The sequence below is a fragment of the Pseudophaeobacter sp. 1A09344 genome (assembly GCF_041008745.1).
GTDB lineage: Bacteria > Pseudomonadota > Alphaproteobacteria > Rhodobacterales > Rhodobacteraceae > Phycobacter > Phycobacter gallaeciensis_A.
The window spans coordinates 64872-88925 of sequence record NZ_JAXGFS010000003.1; the positions used below are offsets into that span (position 1 = coordinate 64872).

The following is a 24054-nucleotide window of genomic DNA, read 5'->3' on the forward strand; positions in this document are numbered from 1 at the left end:
GTTGGGGAAGGGGGCGCCGCTGAGACGCCCCGCTTTCTGGGACCTGCGCTCAGGCGGCGCTGGTGACCGGTTTGCCTGTGGGCACTGTAGCAGGTGGGTTAACCGCCTCGCGGACCACGGCGCGCAGGGTGGCGACGGCGTGGGCGAAGCCGAGACCAAGGCAGATCGCTGCAAAGCCGAGCGCGGGCAACAGGCCCCAGACACCTAGGTCAAGCACCGGCATCGCGGCGCCGATCAGCCCGATGCCCCCGAGGGCGATCATGGCATAGCCGGTTGCGATGGTGACGCCTGCCGCCTGCGCGGCACGGCCCGATTGCGGGCAGTCGCCTAAGATGCTGGAAATTTTGAGGATCATCAGGGTCATCGCGGTGACCATGAGAAGGGCGAGGGCGAGGTAGGTTGCGATTTGAAACAGCATGGTGGTGTCCTTTCGATTCAAAGGGGTTGTTTGTAGAAATCACGTTTGAGAGAGGCGTAAATGCAGCCGCTAATCCAGCCCCAGATAGGGGCAAAGAGACTTCCCCAAACCAAGCGCATGCCATCCCAGCTTTGTGTGGAACGGGACATGTCAGGCAGTTGTAGAATGATCCCAAACAGAATGAGGTTGGTAAGAAATGCCAGCCCTGCCCATGCTTCCGGAGTGGAGTCGCGCATGGCCAGGTAGGCCAGCATTATTGGTGTTCCGGCCAGAACATAAACTGGTCCGCCGATAAGGGTGGCGAAGGGGCTGATCAGAGTCGGTGCTCCTATCAATCCAACCAGCAGCGGCCCGCCGACGACGGCGAGGGCGAAGGCAACGGGGTCCACCAGGTGGCGCTTTGCCACGACTTCGGGCTCAGTATTTTTTATCCTATCAGTTATTTCTGTCATTTGTGAAATCTCCAGGTAAAATTTTTTGGGCAGGTCTAGTCGGATTTACCGCCGGGCAGGAAGCGCACCAGTTTCGATCCCATCTTCAGCACCGCCAGATGCACCGCGCGGGGCAGGCGGGAAAAGTCCATGTACCAGTCATCAAACATCTGCATCACGCGCAGGGTCTCGCCCATGCGCGCCTTGATGACCTTGGGGGTGTTGTCCTCTTCGGCCTCGGCCATGACCTCTTCAAGGGCGCGTAAGGTAGGGGCGAACTCGCGTTCACGGCGGGCGGCGATCACGGCATCCACCAGATCGAACATGTCGCGGATCGAGGTGAAATGATCGCGTCGGTCGCCCAGCTGGCGGGAGGATTTGACCAGCCCTTGTGACTGTAGTTCCTTTAGCCCGTTGGACACGTTGGAACGGGCAAGGTTCAGCGTGTCGCAAATTTCCTCGGCGGTCAGCGCATCGGGCGAGATATGCAAGAGCGCGTGGATCTGCGCAACAGACCGGTTCACGCCCCATTTGGAGCCCATTTCCCCCCAGTGGAGGATGAAGTTCTGCATGGCCGGGGTGAGGTTCATTCGAGTGGTCCTGGAATTTCTGTAATTGCAGAAATAACTGGATTGCGAGTCGAGTCAAGAAAAAACCGGCGGCAGGAGAATCCTGCCGCCGGGTAAAGCGTCCGTGAGTGAGGTCGCTTTTGCTAAGGTGTGGGAACCTTACTGGTTCTGCAGCTCAACCGGATCTTTGTGCTCGATGTCGCCCCAGTTAGCGTCGGCTTTTTCGATGAAGCCTGCGACGTCACCTTCCCAGCGCTCCTGGATGTCGGTTGCCAGGTTCAGGTACAGTTTGTCGTCAACGATTTTCCACAGGGTCGGGTCGCCGTCGAATTTGAAGCCCATGGCCGCGCCGAATGCGCAGTATCCGCCGTACTCGGGCAGGTAGGCTTCAGGGTTCTTTTCAAATGCAACTTTGTTTTCTTCGGAAGCAAAGCGATACAGAGCGTCGTTGTGCAGCGCGGTGATTTTCCAGTTGCCGGGGGTCGGCTCACCAACGGTGAAATATGCAACCGGGTCGTAGCCTTGCAGGGCCAGGCCGGTCGAGGACGCGTTCAGTTCCACGCCTGCTGCCATCGCCGAAGTCGCCAGTGCAACGGACAGCGCGACACCGCTCACAATAGTCTTGAATTTGTTCATGGTTCCATCCTTTGGAATGCGGGCCGATGGCGAAATGCACCATGTGTCGGCCCTTGGGTCGATAGTCTGCGTGCAACCCTTTGCGGCTGTCACAGCACCCATGTGGAGGCAGAGGCGCTCACGTTCAAAACAACTCATAGTGACTGCGCTTGGTGGCACTTTTGGGTGTTCAGAACTGCACATCACAAGGCTGCGTGTTTTCTGTGATGGGGGGACGGCGCCTGCGGTTGCAGTGTCGAATGTTGCGCCGCACCAGCGCATTGCGAACAAAGGACAGGGAGCCTGACCGGATGAACAGGGGCTGACGCAAAAGAATGGTTAAAACTGCTTTTGCGCGGCAGGGAGCTTTAACCATTGCATGCTAGGAACCGGACCGCACATCCGATCAAGAGTCATCATGTTTAAAATTCGCTCCGAGGCCGACAAATGGAAATATGTCGTGGGCATTACCGGCATGGCCGTTTGCCTTTCGGTTCTGTTGACATGGCTGTTGCTGGGGGATGGGCTGTCGACCGATATGCTTCGGGCTTCGATTCTGGGGCCGCTGCTGATCGCACCGCCTGCCTGCCTGATGTCGGCCAACCGCTCGCTTGAGATCCACCAGCTTAACAAACAGCTGGAGCATCTTCTGGCCCATGACCAGATGACCAACCTGCTTAGCCGCAGTCATTTTATGCGGCAGATGCATGAGATGCAGGGGGATTTACGGGGCAGTTTCCTGATGCTGGATATCGACCTGTTCAAGCAGGTGAACGATACCTATGGCCACCTTGTGGGGGATGAGGTGATCCGTCGCGTCGCCGCGGTGATTGAAGAACACGTGAAGCAGGACGGGCTGGCGGCGCGCTATGGCGGCGAGGAATTCGTGGTCTGCCTGCCGCAAAAGGATCTTGATGATGCCATGCAGCGCGCCGAGGACATCCGGCAGGCGGTTGAGCGGCAGACCGTCAAGGTGCTGGACAAAGAGCTGAACTGCACGATTTCCATCGGGCTTGGCTATGCCGATGGCCGCAACCCGGTGGAGGAGGTGCTGCGGCGCGCAGATGAGGCGCTTTATCTGGCCAAGCGTCAAGGTCGCAATCGCGTTGGGGCGCCGCTGCCGCTGGCCACATAGGCCGGGTGCGCCGGGTGCGCCGGAGTTATTTCTGGCCGATTTTCGGTTCGGTTCCGGCGCGCAGGCGGGCGATGTTTTCCGAATGGCGCCAGAAAACGATCACGGTCAGGGCAATGGTCAGCGTCACGATCTGCGGCACACCCAGCAGCAGCGCCCAAACCGGGGCGGCCAGCGCTGATAGGAGCGCCGAAGCCGATGACATGCGGGTGATCGCAGCGCCTGCCAGCCACGTCAGGCAGGCAGCAACGCCCACCGGCCAGGCCAGGGCCAGCATCAGGCCTAGGAAAGTCGCAACGCCCTTGCCACCCTTGAAGCCCAGCCAGACCGGGAAACAATGGCCGAGGAAGGCCGCAAGACCGGCCAGTTGCGCCGCGTCCTCTCCAGCCAGCATCCGCGCCAGAATGACTGCGACCGCGCCCTTGCCGCCATCCAGGAGCAGCGTCAGCAAGGCCGCCAGTTTTGATCCGGTGCGCAGCACATTGGTGGTGCCGATATTGCCCGATCCGATGTCCCGCAGGTTGCCAAGGCCCATCAGCCGTGTCAGCACCAGACCAAAGGGAATTGACCCCAGCCCGTAACCCACAAGGGCCCAGAGCAGCATCATCAGGAACGGGGTGTCGAATGCAGGCATCAGTCTCTCCGGAAAACGGGCGCGCCGGCCACATAGGTTGCCAGCACTCTGCCCTGCATCCGCTGGCCGTCAAAGGGGGTATTCTGCGATTTCGATTTCAGCGTAAAGCGGTCCAGCACAAAAGGCACATCCGCATCGAACAGGATCAAGTCCGCAGGTGCCCCGGCAGTGAGGCGTCCGCAAGCCAGACCCAGCCGTTTTGCCGGGTTCAGGGACATCGCCCGGAACAGGGTCGGCAGATCCAGTTGCTCGGCATGATACAGGCGCAGGGCTGCGGGCAGCAGAGTCTCCAATGCCACGGCGCCGGCAGCGGCTTCTTCAAACGGCAGGCGTTTGCTTTCCTCATCTTGCGGCGTGTGCATCGAGGAAATCGTGTCGATCAGCCCGCTGCGCACCGCTTCGATCACCGCCAGCCGGTCCTCTTCCGCGCGCAGCGGCGGTTTCACCTTGAAGAAGGTGCGGTAGTCGGCCACGTCGAGCTCATTCAGTGTCAGGTGGTGGATCGAGGTGCCCGCCGTGATGTCCAGCCCGTTTGCCTTGGCTCGCTCCAATGCGGGCAGGGCGCGGGCGGTGGTGATCTGGTCGGCGTGATAGCGCGCGCCGGTCATCTCCAAGAGTGCGATATCCCGGTCCAGCCCCATGCGCTCCGCCATCGGGGAGACCGCAGGCAAGCCGCGGAGGGTGGCGAATTTGCTGCTGCTGGCGGCGGCGCCCGAGCTCAGCACCGGTTCCTGCGGGTGGGCGATCACCAGCGCGCCGCAGCTCTTGGCATAGGCCAGCGCGCGGGAAAACACCTTGGTATTGGCCACCACGTGATCGCAGTCGGAAAAGGCGACGGCGCCCGCATCCAGCAGAAAACCGATCTCGGTCATTTCGCGCCCTTCGCGCCCCTTGGTGAGGGCGGCCATGGGCAGCACGTTGACCGGCGTGTCGGCCTGGGCGCGGCGGGTGACGAACTCCAGCGTTTCGGGACTGTCGATTGCGGGATTGGTGTCCGGGCGGGTGATCATGGTGGTGACACCCCCCGCCGCCGCCGCAAGGCCGGCGGTCTTGTAGCTTTCCTTGTGCCGCTCACCCGGCTCGCAGACCTTCACGCCAATATCGACGATACCGGGGGCGAGGCATTTACCACCGCAATCGACCACTTCGGCCTCTGCCGGGTCAATGTTTCGCGCGCGAAACAGGTGCTCTGCCTGCGTACCCTCGGGCAGGATTTCGGTAATCTGACCGTCCGCGACAAGCACAGCCCCCGGCGCATCCGTTCCGGCCTCGGGGTCGATCAGTCGGGCATTGATGAACAGAGTGGTCATGCGCGGGCTCTTTCGATGGCTGAGAGGGTGGCGGCCGGATCGGCCTGATACTTGATAAGGTGCTTGTCACCGCCCCTGGTGATGATCTGGACATAGCTGCCCATCGACCGGGCGGTCTCGATCTCACCCAGCGGCACGCGGCGTTCGCCGGGGCCGGTCAGAACGCCATTGGCGACGCGCCAGACGACGGCCATTTCCTCGCTCGCCAGATACCAGCCGCGCAGGGCGATGGCAGCAAGCCCGCCGATGGCGCCGGTCCAGATATGCGGATTGCCTGCTGCCCAGAGGAGCCCCATGCCCGCCGCCATGGCAAAGGCCGCCATCCAGGCGTGGGCGCGGATATAGGCGCTGCGGTCGGGGGTGAAGCTGATGTCGCCGGTGCCCTGCTCCATGTCAGCGCACCAGCAGATAAAGTACGAGCCCGACCAACCCCATCACCACCGCAAAAAGCGTGGCGCCAATGCGGCGGGCCTCGGCGCGCGCTTTGCGCGGGGCCAGCTTCGGCGCTGAATAGGGTTTGGCGCTTTCGGTCTCAATCGGGGCGCCACTCCAGCTGGTGCCGGGCGTGCCGTAGGTGGCGACGGGCTGGATCTGCTCGGCGGGCGTCAGGCGCATCTCGCGTCCGCCAGAGGCGCGCGAGCGGATCACCATGACATGTCCTTCGAGCGCGGCAAGGCGCTCCCGGTCCGGGGCGATCTGCTCTTCCGGAACGCCCATGCCTTCGGTCAGGTAGCCTGTCAGACCAAGCTCTTCGAGGTCGCTGACCGGGAAGATCTCGACCTGTTCCATATCCAGCGCATCAATCCCCAGCACCTGCGCCAGTGCGCCGGGCTCGCGCAGAAAGACGGCCTGTTCGGGGCGCATGTCGAGCTGGAACAGGCGGATCACGCCGTGTTCGCCCGCAGGGATATGAATGACACCCTCCACCGGGATCAGCCCGCCTCTGCGACGCGGTCGGCGCGCAGGTTGCGGGCCAGAAGATCCATTGCGGCCATGCGCACGGCGACGCCCATTTCCACCTGCTCCTGAATGACCGAGCGGTTGATGTCATCGGCGATGGTGCCGTCGATTTCGACCCCGCGGTTCATCGGGCCGGGGTGCATGACGATGGCGTCGGGTTTGGCCAGTGCCAGCTTTTCGGCATCGAGCCCGTAGCGGTGGTAGTATTCGCGTTCGGACGGGATGAAACCGCCGTCCATGCGTTCCTTTTGAAGACGCAGCATCATGACGACATCAACACCCTCAAGCCCCTCGCGCATGTCATCATAGATCTCGGCGCCGAATTCGGCGAAATGGCCGGGCACCAGCGTTGGCGGCCCGATCAGGCGGATGCGGTTTTCCATCTTGCCCAAGAGGATCAGGTTTGAACGCGCCACGCGGCTGTGGGCGATGTCGCCGCAGATCGCGATGTTGAGGCGATGCAGCCTCCCCTTGGCGCGGCGGATGGTCAGCGCATCCAGCAGCGCCTGCGTCGGGTGTTCGTGCCGCCCGTCGCCCGCGTTCAGCACCGCACAGTTTACCTTTTGCGCCAAAAGGTCCACGGCGCCGGAATGGGGATGGCGCACCACCAACAGATCGGGATGCATCGCATTCAGCGTCATCGCGGTGTCGATCAGCGTCTCACCCTTTTTGATGCTGGACGCCTGCATCGCCATGTTCATCACATCCGCGCCCAGCCGTTTGCCGGCCAGTTCGAAGCTGGCCTGCGTGCGGGTGGAGTTTTCAAAGAACATGTTGATCTGCGTCAGCCCCGACAGCACGTCGGAATGTTTTTCCGGGCGGCGGTTCAGATCCACGTAGGTATCGGCCAGATCCAGGATCTCGGTGATCTCATGGGGCTTCAGATGCTCGATCCCCAACAGATGACGGGCTGCAAAACCGGGGCCGGTGGGGGTTGGGGAAACATGAGACATGAGGCAGGCTCCGCGCTGTTTGCGCGCCCTTATAGGCGCGGGGTCGCTGCCCGGCAAGGCACCGTTCTGCCGCTGCGGACTGGTTTGGCTCAAAGGTGTTACCTCTTGTCCCGATGCGCAAGTCTTAGGTTCCGCTTGGCGCTGAGGCAGAGTAGCTTTGCGCCATGGAATCGGCATTGGATTATCACAGCGCCCGCGCCTTGCTCGCGTGGCAGATCGAACTGGGCGCAACCGAAGCCCTGTGCGAGACGCCCGTGAACCGCTACGAGCTGGAGCAGCAGGCGCCGAAACCCGCGCGCGGCGCCCAGCCTGATACACCGCAACCCGGACAGATCCAGCGCCTGCCGGAGGTGGACCCGGTCGAAGTCGCGCAAAAGGCCGCCGCCGCTGCGACCTCCCTGCCTGCCCTTCGCGAGGCGATGGCCGCCTTCGATCACTGCGAGCTGAAGCGCGGCGCCCGCAATCTGGTGTTCTGCGACGGTCAGGCCGGTTCCCGCGTGATGATCATCGGAGAGGCCCCGGGGCGCGACGAGGACCGCGAGGGGCGGCCTTTCGTGGGCCGTGCCGGGCAATTGCTGGACAAGATGCTGGGCGCCATCGATCTGGACCGCGACAAGAACGTCTATATCACCAACGTGCTGCCCTGGCGCCCGCCACAGAACCGCGATCCGCTGCCTGCGGAAATGGCGATGATGGTGCCTTTCCTGAAACGCCACGTGGAGCTGGCCGAGCCGGAGGTGCTGGTGCTGATGGGCAATATCAGCTGTCAGGCGGTCCTGGGCAAACGTGGCATCACCCGGCTGCGCGGTCAGTGGGATCAGGTCTGGGGCAAGCCGGTGATCCCGATGTTCCACCCGGCCTACCTCTTGCGCCAACCTGCGCAGAAACGCGCCGCCTGGGCCGACCTTCTGGAGCTGAAGGCGCGGCTCACCGCCCTTTGACGAGGCTTTACACATGAATATTCTTGCCTTTTCCGACCTGCATTTGGCCCGCGCCCGCGCTGCCGATCTGGTCGCGGCCAGCGCCGATGCAGATCTGGTGGTGGGTGCCGGTGATTTTTGCAACGGGCGGCAGGGGCTGGATCAGGCGATGGAGCTGCTTTCAGGTATTACCGCGCCGATGGTCATGGTCGCCGGCAATGCCGAAAGTGCCGAAGAGCTGCGCGCTGCTGCGCCCGGGCATGCCCATGTGCTCCATGGAAATGGTGTCACAATCGATGGCATTACCTTCTGGGGGCTGGGCGGCGGTGTGCCGGAAACGCCTTTTGGCGCCTGGTCCTGGGATCTGTCCGAAGACGCAGCCGAGGACCTGCTCGCGCCCTGCACGCAGGCAGACGTGCTGGTGACCCATTCGCCGCCCAAGGGGCTGGGCGATCTCACCTCCACCGGCCTGTCGGTCGGCTCCACAGCGATCCGGGCCGCGATTGAGCGCCTAAAGCCGCAGCTGGCCCTGTTCGGTCACGTGCACGAGGCCTGGGGCACGCGCGGGAAGATCGGGCAGACGGCCTGTGCCAACCTTGGCCCGACGGCCAGTTTTTTTGAGGTGAGCAATGATTGATCCGCTGACGCTTCTTGCCTTTGTGCCCGCGGCGCTGGCGCTGAACCTGACGCCGGGGGCGGATATGATGTTCTGCCTTGGGCAGGGGCTGCACTCGGGGCGGCGCGCGGCGGTCGCGGCCAGCGCCGGGATCACGGCCGGGTGTTTCGTGCATGTGGCACTGGCGGGTCTCGGCCTTGGCGCGGCGGTTGCTGCGGTTCCGGGACTTTTCGATGTAATCCGTTGGGTCGGCGTGGCCTATCTTCTCTATCTCGCTTGGACCACCTTCCGCAGCGGGCCTGTGACGGGCGATGCGCCTGCGGTGCCCGCGGCGCGGGCCTTTCGTTCCGGTTTTCTGGTGAATCTCACCAACCCCAAGGTGATCCTGTTCGTCCTCGCCTTTATCCCGCAATTCGTGGTCCCCGAGGCGGGCCCCGTGCTGCTGCAGTTCCTGATCTTCGGTGCGGTCCTGTCGCTGGGCGGTTTCGTGATCAACGGGTTGGTCGGGATCTTTGCGGGGCAGGCCGGGCGGCGGCTGATCACCAACCCGGTGGCGGGGCGCTGGCTGGGGCGGATCTCTGGCGGTATTTTTGCCGGTCTCGCGCTGAGGCTGGCCATTCTGGAAAAAGCATAAGGCGTAGCAGACCATGTCGCGTATCGATGAGAGCAAAGACTTCATTCCCGTCCGCATTGCCATCCTGACCGTCTCGGATAGCCGCTCGCTGGAGGAGGACCGCTCCGGGCAGGTCCTGGTGGATCGGCTGACCGAGGCAGGGCATGTGCTGGCCGACAGGAAGATCCTGCCGGATGAGCGCAGCGAGATCGCCGATCAGCTGCGCGCCTGGGTGGCGAACCCGGAGGTGGACGTCGTGATTTCCACCGGCGGCACCGGCCTTACGGGCCGCGATGTCACGGTCGAGGCGCACCGCGATGTCTATGAAAAGGAAATCGACGCCTTTGGTACGGTCTTCACCATCGTGTCGATGCAGAAGATCGGCACCTCGGCGGTGCAGTCACGGGCCACGGGCGGTGTTGCCGGGGGCACGTATCTGTTCGCTTTGCCCGGTAGCCCGGGCGCCTGCAAGGACGGCTGGGACGAAATCCTGGGCAAACAGCTCGATTTCCGCCACCGCCCCTGCAATTTCGTCGAGATAATGCCCCGTTTGGACGAACATCTGCGACGGAAGTGATCCGCGGCCGCGTGTAACCTCGTAACGGGTATGTTCAGTTGCTATCTTTTCAGGTGGGCGATTGCGCCTGCCCGGGTGTTTTGCGGGATCGAAGCGGCAACATCTGCCACCGGAAGGAATATGAATGCGGTTTTTGCGGCATAGTTTGACGGGTCTGTTTCTGACGGCGGCGATGCTGGGTCTGCTGCTCTACGCGGGCTGGCTGGTGATGGGCGCGGTGCAGGCGCGGCTCAATGCCGAACCGCGCACGCCGCCTGCGCGCGAGCGCGTTTTTGCGGTGCGGGTAGTCTCGGCGGATGTGCAGACCATCGCGCCAGAGCTGATCGCCTTTGGCCGCATCGACAGCCGCCGGACGCTGGAGTTGCGCACCGCGTTGGCCGGTCGGGTCATTCACCTGTCCGAGAATTTTGAAGAGGGGGGCCGCGTCGAGGAAGGCGCGTTGCTGGTGCAGATCGATCCTGCCGATGCGCAGGCGGCACTGGACCGGGCCGAGGCCGACATGATGGATGCCCGCGCCGAAGAGCGTGATGCGGGACGGGCCCTGATCCTGGCCAATGATGAACTCGAAGCCGCGCAGGATCAGGCGGAATTGCGCGGCAAGGCCTATCAGCGGCAGCTGGATCTTGAGGAACGAGGTGTCGGTACCACGGCAACGGTGGAAACCGCAGCGCTGGCGGCAGCGCAGGCACGGCAGGCGGTGATTTCCCGCAGGCAGGCGATTTCGCAGGCCGAGGCCCGGGTGGATCAGGCCAAGACGCGGGTGGCCCGCGCCGAGATTGCGCTGGAAACCGCACAGCGCGATCTGGAAGATACCACGATTTCGGCCGCCTTCAGCGGTACCTTGCAAGCGGTCAGCCTGGTCGAAGGGCGCCTCGTCTCGGCCAATGAAAAACTCGCCGAACTGGTGGATGCGGACCGGCTGGAGGTGGCTTTCCGGGTTTCGACCCTGCAATACGCCCGCCTGCTGGATGATGCCGGGCACCTGATCGAGGCCCCGGTGCGGGTGACGCTGGATGCCGCTGGCGCAGCCCTGTCGGCCACCGGGCAGCTGTCGCGGGTCAGCGGCGCCGCCGGGGACGGGCAGACGGGCCGTCTGGTCTATGCGCGCCTTGATGCGGCGCCGGGCTTCAAACCGGGGGATTTCGTGACCGTTTCGGTGACCGAACCGCCGGTGGAGAATGTCGTGCGGGTGCCGGCCTCGGCGCTGGGCAGCGATGGTCAGGTGCTGGTGCTGGGCGCCGAAGACCGGCTGGAGGCGCTGCCTGTGGAACTGGTGCGCAGGCAGGGCGATGCGGTTCTGATCCGGGGCGAAGGCCTGGCAGGGCGCGAGATCGTCACTGGGCGCACGCCCCTTCTGGGCGCGGGTATCCGGGTACGGCCCCTGCGGATCGACGCCAAGGCTGAGATTGCCCCCGAAGCCGCAGGGCCTGAGCTGATAGAGCTGACCGAGGATCGCCGCGCCCGTCTTGTCGCCCTTGTCGAAGGCAATGCGCGGATGCCGGAAGAGGCCCGCAAACGGGTGCTGGCGCAGCTATCGGAAACGGCGGTGCCTGCGCAACTGGTCAACCGTATCGAAGCCCGCAAGGGAGGCTGATCCATGCGCGATCTGTCCCGGCCCGCTGGCGGCCTGCTAAGCTACTTCACCCGTCACCGGACGGCGGCCAACCTTCTGTTGGTGATCCTGCTGGTGCTGGGCGCGGCGGCGATCCCCAACATGCGGGCGCAGTTCTTTCCCGATGTGATCGTGGAAAACGTCACCGTCCGGGTGCAATGGGATGGTGCCGGCCCCGAGGACGTGGACAGCGCCATCGTGCAGGCGCTGGAACCGGCCCTTCTGGCGGTGGACGGGGTGGAGGAAACCAGCGCCATCTCCCGCGAGGGCCTGGGCACCATCACGTTGGAGTTCGAACCGGGCTGGGATATGTCACGCGCCTCGGACGATGTGCAGACAGCGGTCAGCCTGGTCACCACCCTGCCGGAAGAGGCGGAAGAGCCCACTGTCAAACGCGGTGCCTGGCGCGATCGGGTGACCGACGTGGTGATCACCGGCGATATCGGCCCCGAGCAATTGGGGCTCTTTGCGGATGAGCTGGTCGTGCGCCTGTTCGAGGTCGGGGTCACCCGCACCACTATCCGCGGTGTTGCTGCGCCGGAAACCATCGTTGAAGTGCCCTCGTCTGCGCTGATCACTTATGATGTCAGCATGGCGGAAATCGCTGCCGCCATCGCCGCCGAGGTCGATGCCGATCCGGCGGGCGATGTCACCGGCGCCAATACCCGCGTGCGCACCGGCAGCGAGAAACGCACGCCGGACGAACTGGCCGGAATTGTCCTGCGCACCAATGCGGACGGATCGGCGCTGACCATTGGTGATGTGGCAACGATCCGGGTCGAAGGCGTCGACCGCAGCCGCTCCTATTTCGTGGGGGAGCATCCGGCGATGTCGGTGCGGGTCGACCGCTCGGATCAGGGCGATGCCATCGGCATCCAGCACAAGGTTGAAAAGGTCGTCGACGAATTGCAGCTGAGCCTGCCGCAGGGCGTCACCGCCGGGTTGATCCGCACCCGGGCCGAGGCGATCTCGGACCGACTCAACATCCTCGTGGACAACGGGCTGATGGGGCTTGGGCTGGTGTTGATCCTGCTGTTCCTGTTCCTCAACGTGCGCATCGCCTTCTGGGTCGCGGCGGGCATTCCGGCGGCGATGTTTGCGGCCGTGGCGCTGATGTACGCGGCGGGGCTGACCATCAACATGGTCTCACTTTTTGGTCTGATCATCACCCTGGGGATCGTGGTCGATGATGCCATCGTGGTGGGCGAACATGCCGATTTCCGGGTTCGGCGGCTGGGCGAGACGCCGATGCAGGCGGCCGAGAACGCGGCCCGGCGTATGGCTCTGCCGGTGTTTGCTGCAACCCTGACTACGATCATCGCCTTTTTCGGTCTGGTTATCATCGGCGGGCGCTTTGGCGATCTGATCCGGGATATTCCCTTTACGGTGATCATGGTGCTGGCGGCCTCATTGGCGGAATGCTTCCTGATCCTGCCGAACCACATGGCCCATGCCCTGACCCACGCGCAGCAGCGGCACTGGTACGACTGGCCCAACCGGGCGGTGAACCGGGGCTTTCGCTGGGTCCGGGACGTCCTGTTCCGCCCGTTGATGGCGCTGGTGGTGCGCGCACGCTACGTGGTGCTGGCAGGCGCGGCGGTCATTCTAGCCAGCCAGCTGGCGCTGTTCATTGGCGGCGATGTTAAATGGCGGTTCTTCAACGCGCCGGAGCGCGGTTCGATCACCGGCAATTTCGCCATGGCCGAGGGGGCGACCCGCGAAGACACGTTGGAGATGATGCGCGAGATGCAGCGCGCGACCGAGACGCTGGGGGCGGAATACGCTGAACGCTATGGCGAAAACCCGCTGGATTTCGTCATGGCCGAGATTGGCGGCAATGCCGGGCGCGGTCTGTCAGGTGTCGAGGCCAAGGACGCTGACCTGCTGGGCGGCATCTCGATCGAGCTGATCGACGCGGACAAGCGGGATTACTCCAGCTTTGCCTTTGTCGCGGAGCTCCAGCAACGCGTGGTGCGTCATCCGCTGGCAGAGACGATTTCCTTCCGCAGCTGGCGTTCGGGGCCGGGCGGTGATGCGATGGATGTGCAGTTCTACGGCGCCGATGTGCAGACGCTCAAGGCGGCGTCGGAGGATCTGAAAACCGCCGTCCTGCGCTACCCCGAGGTTTCGGCGGTTGAGGACAATCTCGCCTATGACAAGGAAGAGGTCATTCTCGATCTGACCCCGCAGGGGCAGGCGCTGAACTTTACCATCGACAGTCTGGGCCGGGCACTGCGGGCGCGGCTCAACGGGATCGAGGCGGCGACCTATCCGGACGGACCGCGCAGCGCCACCATCCGGGTCGAACTGCCCGAGGGAGAGCTGACGGCGGACTTCCTGGAGCGTACCCTGATGCGGGCGCCGGGCGGCAGCTATGTGCCGCTGGCCGATATCGTTTCGGTCAGCCAACGCAGCGGGTTTTCCACCGTGCGGCGCGAAAACGGCATCCGGGTGATCAGCGTTACCGGCGATATCTCCGAGGACGATCCCGCCCGCGCCGAGGCGGTGATCACCGCGCTGCAGGAGGAGATCTTGCCGACAATCGCCAGCGAGCGTCAGGTGGAATGGCGTCTTGCGGGCCTCAGCGAGCAGGAAGACACTTTCCTGTCTGAGGCGGGCACCGGTCTGATCCTGTGCCTGACCGGAATCTACCTGGTGCTGGCCTGGATCTTTGCCAGTTGGACGCGGCCCATCGTGGTGATGGCGATCATTCCCTTCGGCCTCGTGGGCACGATTTGGGGGCATTACATCTGGGAGGTGCCGCTCAGCATGTTCACGGTGGTGGGGCTTCTGGGCATGACCGGGATCATCATCAACGATTCCATCGTGCTGGTCACAACCATCGACGAATACGCGGCTGAGCGCGGCTTGGTGCCCTCGATCATCGACGGGGCCGCGGACCGTTTGCGACCGGTAATGCTGACGACGCTGACCACCGTGCTGGGTCTGGCGCCCTTGATGTACGAAAGCTCGCAGCAGGCGCAGTTCCTGAAACCGACGGTGATCACGCTGGTCTACGGATTGGGTTTTGGCATGTTCCTGGTGCTTCTGGTGGTTCCCGCACTGGTCGCGGTGCAGCGGGACGCGGCGCGGCCCATCACATCGCTGCGCCGGGCCCTGCGGTCCGGTCAGCGCGCTCATACCCGGGTTTTGCGCTGGCTGATCGCCGGATCGGCTTTGGTACAGCTCGGCTGGCTGGTGCTGACGCTGGGCTGGGCCATGGCCACCGGCGCGCTGCATCCGGCCCTGCGTGGGGGGCTTTTGGCCTCGGACACCGGGCTGGCCACGATGGAGCCGGTGCGGGCGGGGCTTATCCTGTTCCTGCTGGGGGCCGTGGTGTTCGGGCTGCTGACCTATGTGATCGGGGCGCTGTCCCACGGGCTGCGGTCGCGCCAGCGCGACCGGGCCAAGAGCGCGACCTCGGCCACCTGATCGATCAGCTCCAGCCCGCTGCGGGGCAGATCGTCCACCGCCACCCATTTGGCCTGCAGCGCATCATCATCCGGGGTTGGTGCACCGCTGACATAATCGCAGAGCACGGCGGTCAGCAGGTAGTGGTGCGAAACCGCCTCGTCCGGGCCGGGCAGGATCACGTCGACATTGGTCAGATAGCCCCGCGGACGGGCGTGAACGCCGGTTTCCTCGTGAAGCTCGCGTGCGGCAGCCTCAAGCGCGGTTTCGCCCCATTCCACATGACCGCCGGGAAAGCCCCACCAGCCTGCGTTGGGCGGATTGCGGCGTTGAATCAGGATCACGCTGTCCTGTCCGGCCACGGTCTGGCAGACCACCGCCAGCGCGCCCAGAACCGGGCGGCTCATCCGGCGTCGCAGCCTTTGATATCCACCGAATGGCTGCGCCCCAGCACGGTAATGCGCAGTTTTGATCGGTCAATGGAGGTCGGGCTGTTGCTGGTTGCGGGCATGAACTCGGTCCGTGCCAGCAGAATACCGCCGCGCCGTTCGGTGCTGGTTTCCCCGGCCATCAGATGCGGTGTGCCCGGTTCGATCACCGCGACTTCCTCGCCGCCGGCGCTGGGCATGGTGATCTGCGCTTCGACGCGCATGCCGTAACTGCCGGGGGACAGGCTGCAGATCGCCGAGGAAACGCCTGCTTCCTGCGCCGAATAGGGGCGCGAGGCCAGCGCCGCGACGATCGCCGGGTTGCGGCCTGCCTCGGGGTCTGGCCGGTGATCAAAGGACAGCTCGGATGGCACGCAGACGTCCTTGCAAACGCCCAGTTCCATGCGTCCCTTGATGCGGACGGGTTTGGCAGGATTCGCGGGGGTGATCTCGATCGGCAGCACCAACTGATCGTGATAGCCGATGGTGCGGTAGCCGGAGGTCATGAAGACTTCGGGGGCGGGCCATGTCATCGACACGTCGCCAATGTTGCGCGATCCACGCCAGGAAAATCTGGGCGGAATGCCGGCATCCCCGGGCGCCCGCCAGTAGGTTTTCCAGCCGCTGTCGAGCGTCAGCCGCAGCGCGCCCATATAGGTGCCCCGTTTCGTCATCCCGCCATCGAGGATCTCGATCTGCACCGGATCGGGCGATGCGCCCGCCTGCACAGTCGCGACCGGCATCAGCGCAAGAACGGCGCAAGCCGCCACGGCGGATTTCAGACGGGCCAGCCCGAACACAGATCGGGACACAGATCGGGACACAGGGCGAGAGGAGGGTCGTTTATGTCTCATACACCAATAAATGCGCATTCCGGCTGCAAATGCCAAGTCACGTTCCGGTCAGACTTCGTCAGAACTGGCTGCTTCAGTGTCGCAGGGGACCAGCCCTTGCACCTCTGGGCGTGGGGCTGCATGCTGGTCGCATGCGGTCTGGTCCGATGGACCAAGCAGACAGAAAGACAGGCGATATGGATCTGACAGGTAAACTCTTGATTGCCATGCCGGGAATCGGCGATCCGCGGTTCGAACATGCGGTGGTGTTCCTGTGCTCTCACAGTGATGAGGGGGCGATGGGGCTGATCGTGAACAAGACAGCGCCGGGCGTGCAGCTGGGCAGCCTGCTGGAACAGCTGGAGATCGAGGCAAACACCGATGTTGCATCTCTGCCTGTCCGTTTCGGTGGTCCTGTCGAGACCCAGCGCGGCTTCGTTTTGCATTCGGACGATTATCATTCGCGGGTCAATTCTCTGGATGTTCCGGGCGGTTTTGCAATGACCGCGACGTTGGACATTCTGGAAGACATTGCCGAAGGCAGCGGGCCAGAGAAGATGGTCGTGATGCTGGGCTATGCTGGCTGGGGGCCGGGGCAGCTGGAAAGCGAAATCGTCGCCAATGGCTGGCTGACGGCCGAGGCCAGCGCCGAGCTTTTGTTCGAGATGGACGATCTGGAAAAATGGGGCGCGGCGTTGAAAACGCTGGGCGTGGACCCGGTGTCGCTGTCCTCAAGCGCCGGAACCGCCTGACCCCACACGGTCAGTGCGGCGAGATACGCAGGGACGGGTCGCCCCTGCGTGTTATTGTCTGTCAGGTCTGCGCCAATTATGGACGGACGTAAGAGAACCCTTGTTCCTGCAGTTCCACCAGCCGGACCACACCGGAAGGCACGATCGAGGCTTCCTCGAGCAGGGCAACTTCCTTGCCTGCCTTCTCGCTCATCTTGCGGTGGGTGTTGCCGCAGGCCGAAAAGGACAGTTTGTCGTTCTCAAGGCTCATGGTTGCAATGCGGTCCGCGACCGGGCTTTTCCCCGGAATCAGCATGTGCAGGCCGGGGCCGTAGGCGACAACTTCCACAACCGCCGTGTCCCCTTGCGCCTCGTAATAGCGGGTCAGGTTCTGCACGTTGTTGAGCGCCATGTTCATGACCTTGGGGTCATTCTGATTGACGTGAACGGCGATGTGATGCGTGGCGCCTTCGGCAAGGGCTGCGGTGGTCCAGCCTGCGCACAGGCTTGTGGCTACAGCGGCCGCTGTCAGTAAATGTTTCATTATGTTCCTCCCTAGTAGGAGGTCAGGATAGCCGGGTATCCTGTTTATGCATAGAGACTAGCGAATATATGAATAATTGATGGGGTTTTGGCGGATCTGGCTGGCCGTTCGGGCCGGGTCAGTGCGCGGAACTGTCGTCCCGGGGCGCGGCGGCCCGGCGCAAACGGTCGTTGATCGCGCTGCCAAGCCCGTGTTCCGGGATGGGCGCGACAGCAATCGGCTGACCGATTGCATCAAGCCGGTGCAGGTGTTCGAACAGATTGGCGGCGGCTTCGGCTAGATCGCCGACCGCTGACAGGTTCAGATCACAGTCCATGGAGCCAAAGCCGAGCAGCAGCTCGCCCTCACCGGCCTCTGTTGCGTTTAGGCGGACGCGGGCATTGGGCGCGTAGTGGGACAGCAGCTGTCCCGGCGCCGACAGGGGATCGGCTGCGTCGCGGTCGGTCAGCGACGTACCGAGGGTTGCCTCAATGTCCTCGGCTGCCAGTCCGCCGGGGCGCAGCAGCATGGGGTCTGGTCCGCTGAGGCCAACGATGGTGGATTCCACTCCTACGCCGCAGGGACCATCGTCCACGACGGCAGCGATCCTGCCGTTCAACCCGGCCAGTACATGCGCGGCCGTAGTGGGGCTGATCCGTCCCGACGGGTTGGCCGAGGGCGCTGCCACCGGTCCGTCCACGAGGCGTAGCAGCCGCAGGGCGGTGGGATGGGCCGGAACCCGAACTGCCAGTGTCTGAAGGCCCGCGGTCACCAGTCCGGAAACGCCGTGGTCCTCGCGCAGTGGCAAGACCAGGGTCAGCGGCCCGGGCCAGAAGGCCGCTGCCAGCCGTTCGGCCAAATCGTTCCACTGCACCAGCTGCTGCGCCGCCGCGACGGAATGTACATGGGCAATCAGGGGGTTAAAGCTGGGCCGCCCCTTGGCTGCATAGACCGAAGCCACCGCCGTGCCGTTGCGGGCGTCGGCGCCCAGGCCGTAAACCGTCTCGGTCGGAAAGGACACCAGCTGCCCCGCCTTCAGAAGATCGGCGGCGCGGCTCAGATCAGCATCCGAGGTCCCCAGAATTTCGGTGGTCAGGCTGGACATGGCGGGTGACGCGGCGTTTTGGTTGATTGAAAAGGTCGAGAGGATAGGTAATCGGACAGGCCGCGAGATATAAAGGGCCTCGTAAGCAATGCCAAGACTGGGTAAAAGACTAGCCCAGACACGAGAGAGCCCCACAGGACGCCAAGAGGACGCCAATGACCTTCCGTTCCCCCGTTTCCGAGTATGAGTTCATGCTCAAGCACATCGTCGGTTTTGAGGATGTCGCCGCAACCGACCTGTTTGCCGAGGCTTCGGACGACATGGTGACGGCGATTCTGACCGAAGCGGGCAAGATGTGCGACGAGGTGATGGCACCGCTGGAGCGTCCGGGAGATCTGAACCCGGCCAATCTGGAAAACGGCGTTGTGCGTACTTCGCCCGGCTTTGCCGATGGCTGGCGTGCCATCGCCGAGGGCGGCTGGCTCGGGATGAGCGCACCGCAGGAGCACGGTGGCATGGGGCTGCCGATGACGATCACCTCGGCGGTCAATGAAATGATGTCCGGCGCCTGCCTGTCGTTGCAGCTGGCCCCGTTGATGAGTCAGGGCCAGATCGAGGCGCTGGATCACCACGCCAGCGACGCGCTGAAAGAGCTATACCTGCCGAAGCTGATTTCGGGCGAATGGACCGGCACCATGAACCTGACCGAGCCGCAGGCCGGATCGGACGTGGGCGCGCTCAGCTCCAAGGCCGTGCCGAATGGCGATGGCACCTATGCCGTCACCGGGCAGAAGATCTATATCACCTGGGGCGACAACGATTTCGCAGGCAACGTCTGCCATCTGGTGCTGGCGCGGCTGCCCGACGGTGTGCCGGGCACCAAGGGGATCTCGCTGTTCCTGGTTCCCAAGTTCCTGCCGGATGACAATGGCAACCCCGGCAAGGCCAACAGCCTCAAGGTGGTCAGCCTCGAACACAAGCTGGGCCTGCACGGCAGCCCGACCTGCGTGATGCAATATGATGGCGCCACCGGCTGGCTGGTGGGCGCCGAACATGGCGGTATGGCGGCCATGTTCACCATGATGAACAACGCGCGTCTGGGTGTCGGCGGTCAGGGTGTCGGCATTGCCGAAGCCGCCTATCAGAAGGCGCTGGCCTATGCGCTGGAGCGCAAGCAGGGCAAGACGCCGTCGGGCGGCATTGTTGACCACGCGGACGTGCGCCGGATGCTGATGGAGATGAAGGCGGATCTCTTTGCCGCCCGTGCGATCCTGCTGGCCTGCGCGCAGGCAATCGACATGTCCACTGCCACCGGAGAGGCGGATTGCAAGACCCGCGCGGCTTTCCTGACCCCGATTGCCAAGGCATTCGGCACCGACACCGGCATTCGTGTCGCAGATATCGGCCTGCAGGTGCATGGTGGCATGGGCTTCATCGAGGAAACCGGCGCCGCGCAATTCTGCCGCGATGTGCGCGTGACCTCGATCTACGAAGGCACCAACGGCATTCAGGCGATGGATCTTGTTGCCCGCAAGATGATGGATGGCGGCGAGATGGCCAACCGTCTGATGGATGAAATTGAAGAGCTCGCCGAACGCGCCCGTCCGACCCATCCCAATATGGCCGAAGCCGTCTGGCAGGCCTGCGAAAGCCTGCGCGAAGCGACCGACTGGCTGGTGGGGCAGGGTGATCTGCAGAACCGCTTTGCCGGGGCGGTGCCCTATCTGCGGGCCTTTGCCCGTGTTCTGGGGGGGCATTTCCACCTGATGGCGGCCTTGGCTGACAAGGGCGGCCCACGCGAAAAACTGGCGCGGTTCTACATCAAGCGGATGCTGCCCGAGCACGTCGGCCTGCTGCAGCACGCGCAGGAAGGTATCGAGGGTGCCATGGCGCTGACACTGGACGAGCTGGCCAGCTGATGGCCTCCGTTCCCGAAGTCGGCCCGCGTACCCCCTGGGAAGAACCGCCCGCGCTGGGCGAGGTGATCGAGGTCGCCGAAGGCGTCCTGTGGATGCGCCAGCCGCTGCCGATGAAGCTAGATCACGTCAACGTCTACGCGCTTGACGAGGGTGATAGCTGGACGGTGATCGACACCGGGTTCAACACCCGCAAGAGCCGCGAACTGTGGCAAAGCCTGATGGCAGGCCCGCTGAAGGGCAAACCCATCAGCCGCGTCGTGGCCACCCATCATCACCCGGATCACATCGGTCTGGCGGGCTGGTTCCAGTCCGAATACGGCGCCGAGCTGGTCACGACCCGCACCGCCTGGCTGTTCGCCCGCATGCTGACGCTGGATGTACAGGAAACCTGGCCCGAGGAAACGCTTGCCTATTACCGCAGCGCGGGCATGGACAAGGAAATCTATGACCAGCGGGTTGCGGACCGGCCGTTCAATTTTGCCGATACCGTCTATCCGATGCCGCTCGGCTTTACCCGGGTGCAGCAGGGCGATGTGTTCCGCATGGGCGGGCGCGACTGGGATGTGCACATGGGCAACGGCCACGCGCCGGAACATGCCACCTTCTGGAGTCGTGACGACAATCTGGTGATCACCGGGGATCAGATTCTCTCGTCGATCAGCCCCAATATCGGCGTCTATGCCACCGAACCGATGGCGGACCCCTTGGGCGAATGGCTGGAGGCCTGCGAACGTCTGGCGCCGCTGGCACGGCATGATCATCTGGCCCTTGGTGGTCACAAGCTGCCGTTCTCGCGTCTGCCGCTGCGGATGCGGCAGTTGATCGACAACCACCACGGCGCACTGGACCGGCTGATGGATCATCTCGACAGCCCGCGCACCGCGGCCGAGTGTTTTTCGCCGCTGTTCAAACGTGCCATCGGGCCGGGTGAATACGGGCTGGCCCTGGTCGAGGCGGTGGCCCACGTCAATCACCTCTTCCATCTGGGGCGGGTCACGCGCGAGCAGCGCGAAGACGGCGCCTGGCTGTATCAACGCAAAGACTGACGGGGCGGCGCCAGGGCGCTGCGCCGGGAAAGGCGGGCACAGATGAGTGACAAGAAACGCAAACCGAGCGCTTCGGCCATTCACGACAGTATCGACACCAGCGCCGAGGCCGCCGAGGCGGCGATCCTGCCGCAGGTGCACGAGGTGCATTGTGACCCCAAACCCGGCCAGAGCAGCCCAACCCTGCCCAAGGCGATGCAGAAACCGGCCGAAGAGAAAAGCCCGGCCCGCTGGGCCTATGAGCGGATGATTCTCTACATCAAGAACTTCGAGGAGCAGCTGGACAGCGCTCATGAGGTCGCGATGGGGTTTGCCGGTGGCGACGCCGGTGTCATGCGGATCGAGGGTATGGGCTATTTCGACCCTGACATCGTGACCTTTTACGGGTCGGATAACTCCGGTGCCCGCACGCAGCTGGTCCAGCATGTGACGCAGCTCAACGTGATGCTGCGGGCCCTGCCCAAGGCGCAGCCGGAAACCCCGGCCATGCGGATCGGATTTCGCCTGGCGAAGGATCTGGAGCCTGATCCGGCCCCGGATGCGGATCCCGATATCGTGGCAGAGGCAGAGCCGGATACCTGAGAGGCCCGGTGCAGGGTCAACCGCGCGATTCGGCGATCTGATGCGTGACGATCCGCAAGTCGGGACGAGACGGTTGTGCAAACAGGCCGCAGGCCTCGGGTTTTTCGCCCTGCTGCGCTGCATTGACGTCGTGACAGGGCGCGGGAAATCCAGTAATCAGCAGGAAATCGAACGCGAATAGGACATTTAGACATGGCTGAGCATAAACACGGAACCATGGACATCTCGGTTCAGGAAAAAACCTTTGCGGGTTTTGTGACCTTCACGGTGCGCTTCTGCATCGCTCTGGCGCTCTTCGCGGTCTTCCTGGCCGTCTTCGCGACCTGATCTTCGGGCCATGTCCGTGGGCCGTTTGCTGCTGCGCCTGACGCTTTGTGCGTCGGTTGCAGGGGGAGCCTTTGCGCTGTCGGGCTGCGCGTCGCAGCCGCAGCCCAATGCCGATGATGCAACGCTGGAACGTGTCGCGTATCGCGCCGAGGGCGCCCCATCCCTGACCCTTTATACAATGGTCAACAACCGGACTGGACAGGGCGGGCATACCTCGCTGATGGTCAATGCCTCGGAGCGGGTCATCTTTGATCCCGCCGGGTCGTTTTATGCAGACCGTGTACCCGAACGGGATGACGTGCTTTACGGGATCACGCCTGCCGTGGAAAAGGCCTATCGCGGATCGCACGCCCGCAGCACCCATCACGTGATGGTGCAGGAAGTTGCAGTGACGCCGGAACAGGCGCAACGCGCCTATGAACTGGTTGTTAGCAATGGCCGCGTGCCCGGCGCCTATTGCGCCAATGCCACCGCTTCGGTGTTGAAACAGGTTCCCGGTTTCGAGGATATCAAGGTTACCTTTTATCCGGTAAAACTCGCCGACCAGTTTGAACAGCGGCCCGGCGTGAAAACCACCCGTTATTACGAGAACGACAGCGCCGACCTTCAGGAAGGACTCGCGCGCAACAATGCGATCCTAAACGGAGAATAACGCGGCGCATCCTCAGAAAGTGCGCCGCAGCGGTGGATCGATGGCCGACGCTTGCGTCTTAGCCCGATACGTAGAGCAGCAGCACGAAGGACCCTGCGCCAGTTCCCATGGCCAAGAGTACATTCTTGGTCAGATAGCCGACTGCCAGCGTCAGCGCCGCCACCGCGACATGCGGCAGGCTTGGGGTGCCGCCGGTCGGAGCGGGCCAGGCCACCAGCGGCGCCACCAGCGCCGGGATGATGGCAACAGCGGTATAGCGCAGGTGGCGCATCAGCCAGTCCGGCATGGCGCGCCCGCCGACAATCCCGATAAAGGCAAAACGCAGGGCAAAGCTGCCAACAGCCAGTCCGATGATGGCCGTCCACAGGATCACGGGGTCGATCAGGGCAGGGGCAGTGCTGGTCATTGCGCGGTCTCCTCTTGGCTGCGGCGCAGCCGGTTTTCCAGCCAGACCTCTGTCTGGGCGCCGGCCATCATCCCGGCCAGCCCGGCCACGATCAGACCCAGGTTATAGGGCAGCGCCGCCGCGGGCAGGGCGGTCGCGACGGCGACGAAACAGGCCACTACATGCGCGGGGGTGCGTAGCATCGGTCCGATCATCGCCAGAAAGGCCAGCGGCAGCACAAAATCGAGCCCCCAGCTGTCTGGGACCTGCGCGCCGATCATGGCACCGGTAAAGGTCGCGATCATCCAGCCCGGCGCCACCAACCCGTTGGTGCCAAAGAAATACGCCATGCGTTCTGGCACGGTCATCTCCGGCTCGGTTTCGAATTGCACGATCGACAGGGCATAGGATTGATCGACGGTGAAATAGGCGGCAATCGCCCGCTGCCACAGCGGCGCCGCCCCCAGATAGGGCGTCAGCGAGGCCGAATACATCGCCACCCGCAGGTTCACCGCAAGCGCCGAAATCAGCACGATGAGAATCGGCGCGTTCTCCTGCATCAGTTGCAGAGCGGTGAATTGCGCCGACCCGGCAAACACCGCGAGCGAGAAGGTCAGTGCCTCGGGGACAATAAGTCCCGCCTCGGCGGCCAGAACACCAAACAGCAGGCCAAAAGGTCCTGACACCAGAAGAAATGGTGCGCCATCGCGGACGCCCTTCCAAAAGGCCGATTTGGGTGTGGTGATCGCCATTTGCACATCCTAAATTGAGACGCAGCACGGGGCTGCTGTCATGGCCTACGGGGGATTGGG

The 24054-nt window shown here is 63.6% G+C and carries 28 protein-coding genes; 13 read left to right on the forward strand and 15 right to left on the reverse strand.

The window, feature by feature from the left end:
* Positions 1 to 49: 49 nt before the first annotated feature.
* The 4 genes from SM765_RS05915 to SM765_RS05930 form a co-directional block, all read right to left on the reverse strand.
* The gene (locus tag SM765_RS05915) at positions 50 to 418 is read right to left on the reverse strand and encodes a hypothetical protein (protein WP_274837528.1); all 369 of its coding nucleotides are present in this window, start codon (positions 416 to 418) and stop codon (positions 50 to 52) included.
* Positions 419 to 435: 17 nt separating this feature from the next.
* Entirely contained in the window at positions 436 to 870 is a 435-nt protein-coding gene (locus SM765_RS05920; RefSeq protein WP_274837529.1) for a hypothetical protein, read from the reverse strand.
* 35 nt (positions 871 to 905) lie between these two features.
* Positions 906 to 1439, reverse strand: a complete 534-nt coding sequence (locus tag SM765_RS05925; RefSeq protein ID WP_065272450.1) for a GbsR/MarR family transcriptional regulator — start codon at positions 1437 to 1439, stop codon at positions 906 to 908.
* Positions 1440 to 1577: 138 nt separating this feature from the next.
* Positions 1578 to 2054 carry a YHS domain-containing (seleno)protein gene (locus tag SM765_RS05930; protein ID WP_065272451.1) on the reverse strand — a complete coding sequence of 159 codons (477 nt, stop codon included), beginning with the start codon at positions 2052 to 2054 and terminating at the stop codon, positions 1578 to 1580.
* A gap of 397 nt (positions 2055 to 2451) precedes the next feature.
* On the opposite strand from SM765_RS05930, the gene SM765_RS05935 reads away from it, so the two are divergent.
* Positions 2452 to 3168 carry a GGDEF domain-containing protein gene (locus tag SM765_RS05935; protein WP_274827559.1) on the forward strand — a complete coding sequence of 239 codons (717 nt, stop codon included), beginning with the start codon at positions 2452 to 2454 and terminating at the stop codon, positions 3166 to 3168.
* A gap of 25 nt (positions 3169 to 3193) precedes the next feature.
* On the opposite strand, the gene plsY is transcribed toward SM765_RS05935, so the two are convergent.
* Genes plsY through SM765_RS05960 form a run of 5 tightly spaced genes read right to left on the reverse strand, consistent with a single transcriptional unit; the run spans position 3194 to position 7022 of the window.
* Complete coding sequence (gene plsY / locus SM765_RS05940) at positions 3194 to 3799, reverse strand: glycerol-3-phosphate 1-O-acyltransferase PlsY (RefSeq protein WP_274837530.1); 606 nt, start codon at positions 3797 to 3799, stop codon at positions 3194 to 3196.
* Positions 3799 to 5109 (reverse strand): dihydroorotase, encoded by a 1311-nt coding sequence (gene pyrC / locus SM765_RS05945; protein WP_274837531.1) that lies wholly within the window; start codon positions 5107 to 5109, stop codon positions 3799 to 3801. Before pyrC ends, plsY begins: the two co-directional genes overlap by 1 nt.
* Positions 5106 to 5501 carry a hypothetical protein gene (locus tag SM765_RS05950; protein WP_274837532.1) on the reverse strand — a complete coding sequence of 132 codons (396 nt, stop codon included), beginning with the start codon at positions 5499 to 5501 and terminating at the stop codon, positions 5106 to 5108. The genes pyrC and SM765_RS05950 overlap by 4 nt, the downstream gene beginning before the upstream one ends.
* Position 5502: 1 nt before the next feature.
* Positions 5503 to 6036, reverse strand: a complete 534-nt coding sequence (locus SM765_RS05955) for a hypothetical protein (RefSeq protein ID WP_368981475.1) — start codon at positions 6034 to 6036, stop codon at positions 5503 to 5505.
* A gap of 5 nt (positions 6037 to 6041) precedes the next feature.
* The gene (locus tag SM765_RS05960) at positions 6042 to 7022 is read right to left on the reverse strand and encodes an aspartate carbamoyltransferase catalytic subunit (protein ID WP_274834651.1); all 981 of its coding nucleotides are present in this window, start codon (positions 7020 to 7022) and stop codon (positions 6042 to 6044) included.
* Between the two features lie 164 nt (positions 7023 to 7186).
* Here SM765_RS05960 and SM765_RS05965 point away from each other — a divergent pair, with 164 nt between their 5' ends.
* The 6 genes from SM765_RS05965 (at position 7187) to SM765_RS05990 (ending at position 14792) form a co-directional block, all read left to right on the forward strand.
* A complete protein-coding gene (locus SM765_RS05965) occupies positions 7187 to 7963 on the forward strand; it encodes a uracil-DNA glycosylase (RefSeq protein WP_274834650.1) in 777 nt (258 codons plus the stop codon).
* Positions 7964 to 7976: 13 nt separating this feature from the next.
* The gene (locus SM765_RS05970; RefSeq protein WP_065272459.1) at positions 7977 to 8579 is read left to right on the forward strand and encodes a metallophosphoesterase family protein; all 603 of its coding nucleotides are present in this window, start codon (positions 7977 to 7979) and stop codon (positions 8577 to 8579) included.
* Complete coding sequence (locus tag SM765_RS05975; RefSeq protein WP_274837534.1) at positions 8572 to 9192, forward strand: LysE family translocator; 621 nt, start codon at positions 8572 to 8574, stop codon at positions 9190 to 9192. Before SM765_RS05970 ends, SM765_RS05975 begins: the two co-directional genes overlap by 8 nt.
* Positions 9193 to 9205: 13 nt before the next feature.
* Positions 9206 to 9748 (forward strand): molybdenum cofactor biosynthesis protein B, encoded by a 543-nt coding sequence (gene moaB / locus SM765_RS05980; RefSeq protein ID WP_274834649.1) that lies wholly within the window; start codon positions 9206 to 9208, stop codon positions 9746 to 9748.
* Positions 9749 to 9872: 124 nt separating this feature from the next.
* Positions 9873 to 11342: an efflux RND transporter periplasmic adaptor subunit gene (locus SM765_RS05985; protein WP_274834648.1), complete on the forward strand. Its 1470-nt coding sequence runs from the start codon at positions 9873 to 9875 to the stop codon at positions 11340 to 11342.
* Positions 11343 to 11345: 3 nt separating this feature from the next.
* The gene (locus SM765_RS05990; RefSeq protein WP_274837535.1) at positions 11346 to 14792 is read left to right on the forward strand and encodes an efflux RND transporter permease subunit; all 3447 of its coding nucleotides are present in this window, start codon (positions 11346 to 11348) and stop codon (positions 14790 to 14792) included.
* Here the strand turns inward: SM765_RS05990 and SM765_RS05995 are convergent.
* A complete protein-coding gene (locus SM765_RS05995; protein ID WP_274837536.1) occupies positions 14714 to 15178 on the reverse strand; it encodes an NUDIX hydrolase in 465 nt (154 codons plus the stop codon). The two genes, SM765_RS05990 and SM765_RS05995, sit on opposite strands and share 79 nt — an antisense overlap.
* Positions 15175 to 15942, reverse strand: coding sequence for a protein-disulfide reductase DsbD domain-containing protein (locus tag SM765_RS06000; RefSeq protein ID WP_274834704.1), 768 nt, complete (start codon positions 15940 to 15942; stop codon positions 15175 to 15177). Before SM765_RS06000 ends, SM765_RS05995 begins: the two co-directional genes overlap by 4 nt.
* A 287-nt stretch (positions 15943 to 16229) precedes the next feature.
* Between SM765_RS06000 and SM765_RS06005 the strand changes: the two genes are divergently transcribed.
* Positions 16230 to 16784 carry a YqgE/AlgH family protein gene (locus SM765_RS06005; RefSeq protein ID WP_274831441.1) on the forward strand — a complete coding sequence of 185 codons (555 nt, stop codon included), beginning with the start codon at positions 16230 to 16232 and terminating at the stop codon, positions 16782 to 16784.
* A gap of 76 nt (positions 16785 to 16860) precedes the next feature.
* On the opposite strand, the gene SM765_RS06010 is transcribed toward SM765_RS06005, so the two are convergent.
* Both SM765_RS06010 and SM765_RS06015 read right to left on the reverse strand, forming a co-directional pair.
* Positions 16861 to 17307: a DsrE family protein gene (locus tag SM765_RS06010; RefSeq protein ID WP_065272465.1), complete on the reverse strand. Its 447-nt coding sequence runs from the start codon at positions 17305 to 17307 to the stop codon at positions 16861 to 16863.
* A 118-nt stretch (positions 17308 to 17425) separates the two neighbouring features.
* Positions 17426 to 18391, reverse strand: coding sequence for an L-threonylcarbamoyladenylate synthase (locus SM765_RS06015; protein ID WP_065272466.1), 966 nt, complete (start codon positions 18389 to 18391; stop codon positions 17426 to 17428).
* A gap of 155 nt (positions 18392 to 18546) precedes the next feature.
* On the opposite strand from SM765_RS06015, the gene SM765_RS06020 reads away from it, so the two are divergent.
* From SM765_RS06020 to SM765_RS06040, 5 genes are all read left to right on the forward strand, one after another.
* Positions 18547 to 20250, forward strand: coding sequence for an acyl-CoA dehydrogenase family protein (locus SM765_RS06020; RefSeq protein WP_274837537.1), 1704 nt, complete (start codon positions 18547 to 18549; stop codon positions 20248 to 20250).
* Positions 20250 to 21296, forward strand: coding sequence for an MBL fold metallo-hydrolase (locus SM765_RS06025; protein ID WP_274834644.1), 1047 nt, complete (start codon positions 20250 to 20252; stop codon positions 21294 to 21296). The genes SM765_RS06020 and SM765_RS06025 overlap by 1 nt, the downstream gene beginning before the upstream one ends.
* A gap of 42 nt (positions 21297 to 21338) precedes the next feature.
* Entirely contained in the window at positions 21339 to 21878 is a 540-nt protein-coding gene (locus tag SM765_RS06030) for a DUF6173 family protein (protein ID WP_425537300.1), read from the forward strand.
* A gap of 192 nt (positions 21879 to 22070) precedes the next feature.
* Positions 22071 to 22205 (forward strand): aa3-type cytochrome c oxidase subunit IV, encoded by a 135-nt coding sequence (locus SM765_RS06035; RefSeq protein ID WP_065272469.1) that lies wholly within the window; start codon positions 22071 to 22073, stop codon positions 22203 to 22205.
* Between the two features lie 10 nt (positions 22206 to 22215).
* Entirely contained in the window at positions 22216 to 22857 is a 642-nt protein-coding gene (locus tag SM765_RS06040; protein WP_237028373.1) for a hypothetical protein, read from the forward strand.
* Positions 22858 to 22915: 58 nt separating this feature from the next.
* Here the strand turns inward: SM765_RS06040 and SM765_RS06045 are convergent, their stop codons facing one another.
* The gene (locus SM765_RS06045; RefSeq protein WP_065272470.1) at positions 22916 to 23263 is read right to left on the reverse strand and encodes an AzlD domain-containing protein; all 348 of its coding nucleotides are present in this window, start codon (positions 23261 to 23263) and stop codon (positions 22916 to 22918) included.
* On the reverse strand, positions 23260 to 23994 hold the full coding sequence (locus SM765_RS06050; RefSeq protein ID WP_274834642.1) for an AzlC family ABC transporter permease: 735 nt from the start codon (positions 23992 to 23994) through the stop codon (positions 23260 to 23262). The genes SM765_RS06045 and SM765_RS06050 overlap by 4 nt, the downstream gene beginning before the upstream one ends.
* Between the last annotated feature and the right edge of the window lie 60 nt (positions 23995 to 24054).